Source organism: Streptomyces sp. NPDC127119 (genome assembly GCF_042677425.1).
GTDB lineage: Bacteria > Actinomycetota > Actinomycetes > Streptomycetales > Streptomycetaceae > Streptomyces.
The window spans coordinates 16,255-27,136 of record NZ_JBHXTO010000126.1 but is presented as its reverse complement, the minus strand read 5'-3'; the positions used below and the strand labels follow the sequence as shown (position 1 = coordinate 27,136).

The 10,882-nt window shown below is 71.6% G+C and carries 9 protein-coding genes and 1 pseudogene; 1 reads left to right on the top strand and 9 read right to left on the bottom strand.

Annotation, left to right across the window (positions count from 1 at the left end; genetic code table 11):
• Positions 1–91: 91 nt before the first annotated feature.
• From ACFVH5_RS35000 to infC, 8 genes and pseudogenes are all read right to left on the bottom strand, one after another.
• Positions 92–1,231 carry a PP2C family protein-serine/threonine phosphatase gene (locus ACFVH5_RS35000; protein WP_385837701.1) on the bottom strand — a complete coding sequence of 380 codons (1,140 nt, stop codon included), beginning with the start codon at positions 1,229–1,231 and terminating at the stop codon, positions 92–94.
• A 290-nt stretch (positions 1,232–1,521) separates the two neighbouring features.
• Positions 1,522–4,023, bottom strand: a complete 2,502-nt coding sequence (pheT, locus tag ACFVH5_RS34995) for a phenylalanine--tRNA ligase subunit beta (RefSeq protein WP_385837700.1) — start codon at positions 4,021–4,023, stop codon at positions 1,522–1,524.
• A complete protein-coding gene (gene pheS / locus ACFVH5_RS34990; RefSeq protein ID WP_385837699.1) occupies positions 4,023–5,183 on the bottom strand; it encodes a phenylalanine--tRNA ligase subunit alpha in 1,161 nt (386 codons plus the stop codon). The genes pheT and pheS overlap by 1 nt, the downstream gene beginning before the upstream one ends.
• Before the next feature lie 197 nt (positions 5,184–5,380).
• Positions 5,381–6,526, bottom strand: coding sequence for an ATP-binding protein (locus tag ACFVH5_RS34985; RefSeq protein ID WP_385837703.1), 1,146 nt, complete (start codon positions 6,524–6,526; stop codon positions 5,381–5,383).
• A 123-nt stretch (positions 6,527–6,649) separates the two neighbouring features.
• A complete protein-coding gene (locus tag ACFVH5_RS34980) occupies positions 6,650–7,492 on the bottom strand; it encodes a TrmH family RNA methyltransferase (protein WP_385837698.1) in 843 nt (280 codons plus the stop codon).
• A gap of 179 nt (positions 7,493–7,671) precedes the next feature.
• Positions 7,672–8,055: a 50S ribosomal protein L20 gene (gene rplT / locus ACFVH5_RS34975; protein WP_024494113.1), complete on the bottom strand. Its 384-nt coding sequence runs from the start codon at positions 8,053–8,055 to the stop codon at positions 7,672–7,674.
• A 94-nt stretch (positions 8,056–8,149) separates the two neighbouring features.
• Positions 8,150–8,344: a 50S ribosomal protein L35 gene (rpmI, locus tag ACFVH5_RS34970; protein ID WP_073499621.1), complete on the bottom strand. Its 195-nt coding sequence runs from the start codon at positions 8,342–8,344 to the stop codon at positions 8,150–8,152.
• A 129-nt stretch (positions 8,345–8,473) separates the two neighbouring features.
• A pseudogene (infC, locus tag ACFVH5_RS34965) lies at positions 8,474–9,176 on the bottom strand (translation initiation factor IF-3).
• A 399-nt stretch (positions 9,177–9,575) separates the two neighbouring features.
• Between infC and ACFVH5_RS34960 the strand changes: the two are divergent.
• Positions 9,576–9,932 carry a DUF1844 domain-containing protein gene (locus ACFVH5_RS34960; RefSeq protein WP_107019820.1) on the top strand — a complete coding sequence of 119 codons (357 nt, stop codon included), beginning with the start codon at positions 9,576–9,578 and terminating at the stop codon, positions 9,930–9,932.
• Positions 9,933–9,960: 28 nt separating this feature from the next.
• On the opposite strand, the gene ACFVH5_RS34955 is transcribed toward ACFVH5_RS34960, so the two are convergent.
• Positions 9,961–10,692 carry an SseB family protein gene (locus ACFVH5_RS34955; RefSeq protein WP_385837696.1) on the bottom strand — a complete coding sequence of 244 codons (732 nt, stop codon included), beginning with the start codon at positions 10,690–10,692 and terminating at the stop codon, positions 9,961–9,963.
• Positions 10,693–10,882 lie beyond the last annotated feature (190 nt).

The following is a 10,882-nucleotide window of genomic DNA, read 5'->3' as shown; positions in this document are numbered from 1 at the left end:
TACGAGGGCTTCCGCCCGGCACACCGAGAGCACGCACCAGACGCCGCCCGGCCCGCCCTCCGGGCGGACGTCGGGAATTTGACGACAGGACCTAGAGGGGCGTTGCCAGTTGCTCTCGGTGGGCTGCCCGAACCTGGGTTCTGCCGTTGGCCACCACCAAGAGGGCCACGTCGTCCGTCGGGAAACCGCCCGCGTGGGCCAGCAGTTGGGTGAAGACCGTGCCCAGGACCTCCTGGGGCGAGGTCGGGTGGGTGCGGGTCGCCTCGGTCAGGGCGGTGGGGAGGGGGAAGAAGCGGCCGGTGCTGTCGCGGGCGTCCTCGACACCGTCCGTGTAGAGGAACAGTGCCTCGCCCGGCAGCAGAGGTCCGCAGCGGGTGACGGGCAGTTCGGCGGGGAGCGGGAAGGCCCCGAGCGGCGGCAGCGGATCCCCGAACCCCAGATGCTCCACCCGGTCCCCGCTCCCGGCCCCGCCCCCGCGCAGCAGATACGGCCATGGATGCCCGCAGTTCAGGGCGCGCATCTCGCCGTCGCGGCCGATCTCCAGCAGCAGTACGGTGACGAACTCCTCGGCGACCGGGCTGTCGGGGTCGGGCCCGGACGGCCCGGACGAGGGGTGCTCGGCCTTGGCGCGCTCCCTGAGGTGCCGGGCCATGGCCCGCTCCAGTTTCCGCAGCACGCCGGGGAGTTCGGGTTCGTCGTGGACGGCCTCGCGGAAGCTGCCCAGTACGGCGGCGACGGTCCCGATGGCGGCCAGTCCGTGCCCGCGGACGTCGCCCATCACGACCCGGACGCCGTGTTCCGTGCCGATCACCTCGTACAGGTCGCCCCCGACGGCGGCCCCGCGGTCCGCGGACACCTGGGCGGCCGCGACGTTCAGCCCGTCGACGCTCGGCGGCAGCGGGCGCAGGAGAACGCCCTGGGCGGCCCCCGCCACTCTGCGGATCTGCCGCAACTCCCGCAGCAGCCCTCGTCTGACGTGCAGGATCAACCCCGTGCCGACGGCGAAGAACACGGCGCAGGTGGCGATCCGCGCGCCGAGCCCGTTCTGCTGGGCGAGCGGACAGGCCAGTTTGTAGGTGATCGCCACCGCGCCCCAGGCGGTGGGCAGGCCCAGCGCGAGCAGACGGCGCAGCCGCTGCCGGCGGCGGGCGGCGGCCCTGGTACGACCGAAGGTCGGGTGTTTCCCCCGGTGCCCCGCCCGACGGGGCACCCCAGCCTTGAAACGGATCATGCCGACGGCCCCCCTAGGCCCTCTCCAGCACAGGCACCGGCCTCATCGGCCGGGTCGATTCTGTCGACCCCGTCCCCCGCCGACCCCGAACCCCCCACACTTGTCACCCAAATGAGTGAGCCCCCCACAAACAAGACAAAGGGCGCCTCCACCAGGAGACGCCCTGTGCCTTCAGGGGCGCGGGACTGTATCGATGTGCGGCTCCGCCGCGTGGGCGCGACCAGCCACATCGGACCCGCACCCGACGAACGACCCGCAGTCCCACCCCCCACCCCGCCGAACCAGCGGAGCTAACTGCGCAGAACAGCCCCCGCACGCTCGCCCGCGAGGGCAACCGCCGAGTCCCGCGCAGCGGACGCCTCGTCCACGGTCAACGTGCGATCCCCCGCACGGAAGCGCAGCGCGTAGGCGAGCGACTTCCGCCCCTCACCGAGCTGCTCCCCCTCATACACGTCGAACAGCCGCACGGACTCCAGGAGTTCACCCGCGCCCTCACGCAACGCGGCCTCGACGTCCGCGGCCGGTACGTCGCGCGCGACGACGAGCGCGACATCCTGCGTGGCGACGGGGAACGCGGAGATGCGCGGCGCGGCCGGCACACCCGCGCCCGCCTGCTCCAGGAGATCAAGCTCGATCTCCATGGCGCAGCTGCGCTCCGGCAGATGCAGCGCCTTGACGACCCGCGGATGCAGCTCACCGGCGTGCCCGACGAGCGTCTCCTCGCCGTTCACCGTGACGTACAGCGCGGCGCAGCGCCCCGGGTGCCAGGGAGCGTGCCGGTCACCGCGCACGGTCAGTTCGACACCGGCCTCCCGGGCGACGGTACGCGCGGCCTCGACGGCGTCCGCCCAGTCGGCCGGGCGCCCCTTGCCCCACCAGCCGGCCTGCTCGCGGGCGCCCGCGAGGACGACGGCGGCGCGGCGCGGCTGACGCGGCAGCGCGGAGTCGATCCCGGCGATCTCCTCGTCGGTGGGCCGGCGGTCGACGGGCAGCCGCTCGGCCCTGTGCTCCTGGCCGGTCGGCCGGAAGACCAGTCCGGTCTCGAAGAGCGCCAGGTCGTGCGAGCCCCGGCCGTCGTTGCGGCGCAGCGCGCCGAGGAGCCCCGGCAGCAGCGTCGTACGCATCGCGGGCTCTTCGTCGGAGAGCGGGTTGGCGAGCGTCACCACGGTGCGGCGGGGGTCGTCGGCGTCCAGGCCGAGCTGGTCGAGCACCTCGGTGCCGATGAACGGGTAGTTCAGCGCCTCCACGTACCCGGCGCCGGCCAGCGCGCGGCCGACCCGGCGGTGCAGCCGCTGCCGGTCGGTCAGGCCCAGGCCCGCGGGGGGCTTGGGCAGGGTCGAGGGCAGGTTCTCGTAGCCCTCGAGCCGGATGACCTCTTCGGCGAGGTCGTTCGGGTCGGTGAGGTCGGGCCGCCACGACGGCACGGTGACGATCAGCTCGTCTTGGCCGTAGACGTCGCAGCCGACCTGCTGGAGGCGGCGTACGACGGTCTCGCGGCCGTAGTCGACGCCCGCGACCTTGTCCGGGTGGTTCGCCGGGATGGTGATGGTGTGCGGCGCGGACGGGGAGATGACCTGGGTGACACCCGCGTCGGCGGTGCCGCCCGCGAGGAGGACCAGCAGGTCGACCGTGCGCTGGGCGGCGGCGGCAGCGGCCTCGGGGTCGACGCCCCGCTCGAAGCGCTTGGACGCCTCGGAGGCCAGCTTGTGCCGGCGGGCCGTGCGCGCGATGGAGATGGGGTCGAAGTGCGCGGCCTCGACGACGACCTCGGTGGTGGTGCCCTCGGTGTCGTCGATCTCGGTGTTGGCCCCGCCCATGACACCCGCGAGGCCGATGGGCCCGCGGTCGTCGGTGATGACGAGGTCTCCGGCGTCCAGCGTGCGCTTGGCGCCGTCGAGGGTGGTGAGCCTCTCGCCCTGTTCGGCCCGGCGCACACCGATCGCACCCTGGATACGGGAGCGGTCGTACGCGTGCAGGGGCTGCCCCAGCTCCAGCATCACGTAGTTGGTGATGTCGACGGCCAGCGAGATCGGGCGCATGCCCGCCTTCTGGAGGCGGCGCGTCAGCCAGATCGGGGAGTTCGCCTCGGGCGACAGACCGGTGACGGTCCGCGCGGTGAAGCGGTCGCAGCCCAGCGGGTCGGCGACGTGGACCGGGTACCCGAAGGCGTTCGGGCCGGGCACGTCGAGCAGCGCCGGGTCGCGCAGGTCGAGGCCGTAGGCGGTGGCGGTCTCACGGGCCACGCCGCGCATCGACAGGGCGTAGCCGCGGTCGGGCGTGACGGCGATGTCGAGGACCTCGTCGACCAGTTCCAGCAGCTCGATCGCGTCGGTGCCGACCTCGTGCTCGGGCGGCAGGACGATGATGCCGCCGCTGCCGTCGTCGCCCATGCCCAGCTCGTCGCCGGAGCAGATCATGCCGTGCGAGGTCTTGCCGTAGGTCTTGCGCGCGGCGATGGCGAAGTCGCCGGGCAGGACGGCGCCGGGCAGGACCACGACGACCTTGTCGCCGACGGCGAAGTTGCGGGCGCCGCAGACGATCTCCTGCGGCTCGCCCGTGCCGTTGGCGGCGCCGACGTCGACGGTGCAGAAGCGGATGGGCTTCTTGAAGCCCTCCAGCTCCTCGATGGTCAGCACCTTGCCGACGACGAGCGGCCCCTTGAGGCCTGCGCCGAGCTGCTCGACGCGCTCGACCTCAAGGCCGGCGGAGACGAGCCTGGCCTGCACGTCGCGGCCGGTCTCGGTGGCGGGGAGGTCGACGTACTCCCGCAGCCAGGAAAGCGGGACCCGCATCAGATCTCCATCCCGAACGGCCGGGTGAACCGGACGTCACCCTCGACCATGTCTCGCATGTCTTCGACGTTGTGGCGGAACATCAGCATCCGCTCGATGCCGAACCCGAAGGCGAATCCGCTGTACTTCCGGGGGTCCACACCGCAGGCGACGAGCACCCGCGGGTTGACCATGCCGCAGCCGCCCAGCTCGATCCAGCCCTCGCTGGAGCAGGTGCGGCAGGGGCGGTCGGGGTTGCCGACGGACTCGCCCCTGCAGACGTAGCAGAGCATGTCCATCTCGGCGGACGGCTCGGTGAAGGGGAAGAAGTTCGGCCGCAGCCGGGTCTTCATGTCGGCGCCGAAGAGCGACTGGACCATGTGGTCCAGGGTGCCCTTGAGGTCGGCCATGGTCAGGCCCTCGTCGATGGCGAGCAGCTCGATCTGGTGGAAGACCGGGGTGTGCGTGGCGTCCAGCTCGTCCGTGCGGTACACGCGGCCGGGGCACACGATGTAGACGGGCGGCTCGCGGTCCAGCATGGCGCGGGCCTGCACCGGCGAGGTGTGGGTGCGCAGCACGACACCGGACTCGCCGTCCGTGTCCTTGGAGCCCTTGGAGCCCTCGGAGGTCTTCGAGCCGTTCGGGCCCTGCACGAAGAAGGTGTCCTGCATCTGCCGGGCCGGGTGGTCCGGGGTGAAGTTGAGGGCGTCGAAGTTGAACCACTCCGCCTCGACCTCGGGGCCCTCGGCGATCTCGTATCCCATGGACACGAAGACGTCCGCGACCCGCTCCATCATGGTGGTCAGCGGGTGCCGGGCGCCGGCCGGTACCCGGTCGTGGGGCAGTGTGACGTCCACGGCCTCCTCGACCAGCACACGGGCGTCCCGCTCGGCCTCCAGTTCGACCTGGCGGGCGGCGAGTGCCTTGTTCACCGCGCCACGGGCCTGGCCGACGAGCTTGCCGGCGGCGGCCTTGGCGTGCGGGGGCAGGGCGCCGATCTCGCGGTTGGCGAGGGCCAGCGGCGAGGCGCCACCGGTGTGGGCGACCTTGGCCTCCTGGAGCGTGTCGAGGTCACCGGCGGCGGCGAAGGCGGCGAGCGCCTCGTCCCGCATGCGCTCGATCTCTTCCGGTTTCAGTGCCTCGACCTCAACAGGGTCGTACGACTTGTTCGGTGCCGACATCTCTTCCCGTGCTTCCGATTGGTTGGCCGACGGTCCCCGTCGCGACTCGCGGGACGCTGTGTCCCTGAAAAGCCCTGTCCCTGAAATGGGGACGCAAAAGTGCCAAAGGCCAAGTCTAACGGGGGTGAGCGCCCGGCTCGGACGCCTGGTCCGGGCCGGGCCGGGTGTGCGGATGCGCCCGTGGGGCCGCTTCGGCGTTACTGCAGATACGCCGGGGTCCCCACGGGCAGCGTAAATCGGAACTCGGCGCCGCCCTCGGGGGCGCGGCCGACGGTGATGGTGCCGCCGTGGGCTTCGACGATGCCCTTGACGATGTACAGCCCGAGGCCGGTGCCGCCGCGCTTGCTGCCCCGCCAGAAGCGGGTGAAGACGCGGTTCATGGACTCCTCCGGGATGCCGGGGCCTTCGTCGCTCACCGTGACCGACGTGCAGACCTCTTCCCCTTCACGGGGCGAGGGCGCGGGCGCTACGTCGATGGTGACGGTTCCCTCGCCGTGCCGCACCGCATTTTCCAGCAGGTTGCTGAGCACCTGGTCGACCTTGTCGGGGTCGGCCCACAGGTCGGGCAGCGGCTGGCCGATGCGCAGCAGGAAGCGGTCGGCGGACTGTCCTGAGGCCACGTACGCCTGGATGTGGCGGCCGACGGCGGCGCCTATGTCCACCGGCTGACGCCGTACCTCCAGGCGCCCGGAGTCGATGCGGGAGATGTCGAGGAGCTCGGCGATGAGGCGGGTGACCCGGTTGGCGTCCGCGTCGACCGTCTCCAGCATCAGCTTCTTCTGGTCGTCGGTGAAGCGCTCCCACTTGGCGAGCAGTGTGGCGGTGAAGCCCTTGACGGAGGTGAGCGGTGAGCGCAGTTCGTGGGCGACCGTGGCGATCAGCTCGGCGTGGCTGCGCTCGGTGCGTCGGCGGCCCTCGGTGTCGCGGAGCGAGACGACGACCCGGCGGACCGGGCCGGTGGGCCGCACCCGTACGTACCGTGCCGTGACCAGGACCTCCCGGCCGCCCGGCAGCAGGAGGTTGCGCTCGGGCTGTCCGACGCGGATCGCGAGTCCGCCGTACGGATCGGTGAGTTGCCACCAGCGGCGGCCTTCGAGGTCCTCCAGCGGCAGGGCCCGCTCCAGATGGTGGCCGAGGGCCTCGGCGGCGGGGGTGGCGGTGATCCGGGCGGCGGCGGCGTTGAAGCAGATCACCCGGCCGCGTTCGTCGGCGATCACGAGGCCGTCGGGGAGGTCGTCGGGGTCGATGCCGAGTTCCGCGGGCTCGGCGTGCCGGGGCGCGGGAGCGCTCCGCACCTCGTGTGCCCGCAGCGCTCTCTGCGCACCGCTCGTGCCGACGCCCATCCCCGTACCCCACCTCTCGTCCGGCATCCGGGGCAACCTCCCTGCTCAAGCGCAGCCGAGAGCTTGGGGGGCGGGTCCCCGGGCCCGTCACCCTACTAGCTGGGAGTGACCGGACGGACCCCCTCAGGAACGAGCACGGCGGGCACGCTGCGCGCGAGCCGACGCGTAGAGACATACGGCGGCGGCCGTCGCGAGGTTCAGGCTTTCGGCCTTGCCGTGGATCGGTACGCGCACGACGGCGTCCGCCAGCGCCCGCGTCTCCGCCGGGAGCCCCCACGCCTCGTTGCCGAAGACCCAGGCGGTCGGGCCGCCCATGGTGCCCTTGTCGAGTTCGTCGTCGAGGTCGTCCTCGCCCGCTCCGTCGGCGGCCAGGATGCGTACGCCGGCATCCCTGAGCCCCTGCACGGCCTGCTCCACGGGGACGCCGACCGCGACGGGCAGGTGGAACAGCGAGCCGACCGACGCCCGTACGGACTTGGGGTTGTAGAGGTCGACGGAGGCGTCGGTGAGGACGACGGCGTCGGCGCCGGCCGCGTCGGCGCAGCGCAGGACGGTGCCCGCGTTCCCGGGATCGCGTACGTGCGCCAGGACGGCGACCAGCTTGGGCCGGGCGGCGACGATCTCGTCGAAGGGGGTGTCCAGGAAGCGGCAGATGCCGACGAGGCCCTGCGGGGTGACGGTCGTCGAGATGTCCGCGATCACGTCGTCGTCGGCGAGGTGCAGCCGGGCTCCGGCGTCCCGGGCCTCCCCCACGATGTCGGCGTACCGCTCGGCGGCGTCGACCGTGGCGAACAGGTCGACGAGCGCGGGCTCGCCGCCGACGCGGTGGGCGGCGGCCTCCCGGACGGCCTGGGGCCCCTCGGCGAGGAACAGCCGCTCCTTGCCCCGGAAGCTGCGCCTCGCGAGCCGCCGGGCGGCGGAGACGCGCTGCGAGCGGGGGGAGATCAGCTCGGGGCCGCTGGACATGGATTCACCTTCGGTTCACGGGCGGGGCGTACCGCGTGCCGCGCCGAGAGGGGGGTGCCCCTCTTGAAGATCTTGAAGAGAACACTCGGACAGAACAAACTCGAACAAAACAAATGTGGGCTCGCAGCCCTGAGGCAAGCGAGCCCACACAGAGGTTCCGGCCGAGGCCAGCGCCAGCGTCACGCAGCCTTGGGCGCGTTGACGTCCGACGGCAGGGCCTTCTGCGCGACCTCGACGAGCGCGGCGAACGCGTTGGCGTCGTTGACGGCCAGCTCCGCGAGGATCTTGCGGTCCACCTCGATGTTGGCGGCGTTCAGGCCCTGGATGAGGCGGTTGTACGTCATGCCGTTCTGGCGGGCCGCAGCGTTGATGCGCTGGATCCACAGCCGACGGAAGTCGCCCTTGCGCTTCTTGCGGTCGTTGTAGTTGTAGACCAGGGAGTGGGTGACCTGCTCCTTGGCCTTGCGGTACAGACGCGAACGCTGACCGCGGTAGCCGCTGGCGGCTTCGAGGATCGCCCGGCGCTTCTTGTGGGCGTTGACTGCCCGCTTGACGCGTGCCACTTGTTAACTCCTTGTAGCGGGACCGTGGTGGTCGTCACACGGTCCGAAATCGATGGGGTCCCGGTCCTGACGTACGGCGCCGAAGCGCCGGACGTCACTTGCCGAGAAGCTTCTTGATCTTCTTGGCGTCGCCCGGGGCCATCTCGGCCGTACCGGTGAGGCGGCGCGTCACGCGCGACGACTTGTGCTCAAGCAGGTGGCGCTTGCCGGCACGCTCGCGGAGCACCTTGCCGGAGCCGGTGATCTTGAAGCGCTTGCTGGCACCGCTGTGCGACTTGTTCTTCGGCATGGCGCCGTTCTCTCCTCGTCGGTGGCGTTCCTGTGCCCGGTCGTCAGACCGGGCACAACGGAACGTCATATGTATCGGTTGACGTCCCCGGACTCGCGTCCGGAAACCCCTGGGACTCGCACCCCGGGATCAGGCTTCGGCGGGAGCCTCGGCCGGGGCCTCTGCGGCCTCGGTCGCGGCGACCTCCTCGTCGGAGATGTCGTCACCCGCGTGGTTCTGCGACTTGCCCGGGTTGGCCTTCGCCTCCGCCTTGCGGGCCGCCTGGGCCTCGCGGGCTTCGGCCATCGCCTCTGTCTTCTTCTTGTGCGGGCCGAGAACCATGATCATGTTTCGGCCGTCCTGCTTCGGGTTCGACTCGACGAACCCGAGGTCCTCGACGTCCGAGGCGAGCCGCTGCAGCAGTCGGTAGCCGAGTTCCGGCCTGGACTGCTCGCGACCACGGAACATGATCGTGATCTTGACCTTGTCGCCCTGCTTGAGGAACCGGACGACGTGACCCTTCTTGGTGTCATAGTCGTGCGGGTCGATCTTCGGCCGGAGCTTCATCTCCTTGATGACCGTGTGCGCCTGGTTCTTGCGCGCCTCACGGGCCTTCATGGCCGACTCGTACTTGAACTTCCCGTAGTCCATGAGCTTGCAGACCGGCGGACGCGCGGTCGCGGCCACCTCGACCAGGTCGAGGTCGTACTCCTGCGCAAGCTCCAGGGCCTTGGCAAGCGGAACAATCCCGACCTGCTCACCGCTGGGACCGACAAGTCGTACCTCGGGAACGCGAATCCGGTCGTTGATGCGGGGCTCGGCGCTGATGGATCCTCCTCGGATAGCACCACACGGCTGTCTGGCAGACAGCTCGCGTACGTCTTCTCACTGAACCAACCGCCATGGGACATGAAAAATGCCCCGGACGGGACACAGGCGGTGGCTCCAAGGATGACCGGAGCACCGCCGCGGCCAACCGCGGGGCGCATATCCAGCGGCTCCATCGTCCGTACGGAACGATGGGGGCCGCCTGACCGGGTGACCCGCCTTCCCTGAGGATGGCCGGGTGGGAGTTCGGAGCCTCCACTTGTGGGCCGGGCACAGGAGTGTCCGGCCGGTCGTTACACAAGGTTAGCAGTTCCCCCCGGGTGGTGCGAATCGGTGTGCGCGCACCGGTTCCGGGCGTTCGCGCGACGGGCGTACGCGTCTCCCGCGGGCAGGGCCCGGCGGGCCGGGGCCTATCGTGTGGGGCATGAGTGACACCCCTCCTGAGTCCCCCGGTTTCGACGACATGACCCGTGACATCGCCGAGGTCCCCGCGGTCGAGGTCCTGGTCACGGTCGCCGTGAACCTGATGAGCGCCGCCGCCGTGAAGCTCGGCCTGTCCGAGGAGGGCGACAAATACAAGGACCTCGACGAGGCGCGCAAGCTGGTCCACGCCCTGGCCGGGCTGCTCGACGCGAGCGCGACCGAGATCAGCTCCTTCCACGCCTCGCCGCTGCGCGACGGCCTGAAGTCGCTGCAGCTGGCGTTCCGCGAGGCGTCGCTCGTCCCGGACGAGCCGGGCCAGGGCCCGGGCGAGAAGTACACGGGCCCGGTCTACGGCTGAGCCCGGCCGCCTCCTCGCCGGGGCGTACCTATCGGCGTACGTACAAGGGCTCGCCCGGTGGCGTCGCCTCGGCCGGCAGAACCGCCAGGTCGAGGCCGCGCACCAGGCGGGCCCTCAGTGTTTCGTCGGCCGCGAGCCGCCGGGCCACGGCCTGGGCGGTGTCGGCCGGGGCGGCGGCCGGGTCCAGGACGAGGGCCAGGGTGCCGTCGGCCCGTCCGGGGCCGAGGTGGGCGCGGAGCACCAGGGACTCGGCGGCGACCGCGGCCCGTACCGCGGCGACCACGGCGGGGTCGGCGAGCGGGTCCGTCGTCGTACGCCCCTCGGCGAGCGCCAGCAGCGCGGGCCCCGTCAGCTCGTACGCGACCGGTCCCGCCAGGTCCAGGACGACCGTGTCGGCCTTCTCGTGCGCGGCGGCCCGGAGGGCCTGGTGCAGGGGTACGGCGACGGGGCGGGCCGCCGGGTCCCAGCGGGCCAGCGACGCGGTGGAGGTGAAGGCGGGCAGCGCGGTGCGGTCGCCGGCCTTCAGAGTGGGGACGGCCATGTCGCTGGTCTTCTCGCGGCGCAGACCGTTCTCGTCCTCCTCGACCTCGCCGAGCACGGCGACCACGGGGACGAGGAGCCGCGCGCCCTTGAGGGCCGCCAGGACGGGGCCGTGCGCGGACCTGTCCTCGGCCCAGGCCGCGAGCGCCGCGCTCAGCCGGGGATCGGCGGAGCCGTCGTCGTCGGAGAAACCGGGGTCGGGGATGTTCTTGTTCGCCACGGGCACCGAGCCTAGCGGGGGCGGTCGCCCGCCCGGTCCGCCGGGCCGACCGCGCGCTTTGCCCGTACCTGCCCGTGCCTGCCCGTCCCGGAAACAGGCTGTTCACGGGACTCAGGGGTTTCTCAGCGATCCCTGACACGGTTCTCACACGCGTCTAACCGGGCGCACAGTGGCACGCCCCAGGCTCGCG

What these genes read in the sequence shown, in the direction of transcription:
- ACFVH5_RS35000 (WP_385837701.1), bottom strand. Translation starts at nt 1,231, where the DNA reads ATGATCCGTTTCAAGGCTGGGGTGCCCCGTCGGGCGGGGCACCGGGGG.
- pheT (WP_385837700.1), bottom strand. Translation starts at nt 4,023, where the DNA reads ATGCGGGTCCCGCTTTCCTGGCTGCGGGAGTACGTCGACCTCCCCGCC.
- pheS (WP_385837699.1), bottom strand. Translation starts at nt 5,183, where the DNA reads ATGTCGGCACCGAACAAGTCGTACGACCCTGTTGAGGTCGAGGCACTG.
- ACFVH5_RS34985 (WP_385837703.1), bottom strand. Translation starts at nt 6,526, where the DNA reads ATGGGCGTCGGCACGAGCGGTGCGCAGAGAGCGCTGCGGGCACACGAG.
- ACFVH5_RS34980 (WP_385837698.1), bottom strand. Translation starts at nt 7,492, where the DNA reads ATGTCCAGCGGCCCCGAGCTGATCTCCCCCCGCTCGCAGCGCGTCTCC.
- rpmI (WP_073499621.1), bottom strand. Translation starts at nt 8,344, where the DNA reads ATGCCGAAGAACAAGTCGCACAGCGGTGCCAGCAAGCGCTTCAAGATC.
- ACFVH5_RS34960 (WP_107019820.1), top strand. Translation starts at nt 9,576, where the DNA reads ATGAGTGACACCCCTCCTGAGTCCCCCGGTTTCGACGACATGACCCGT.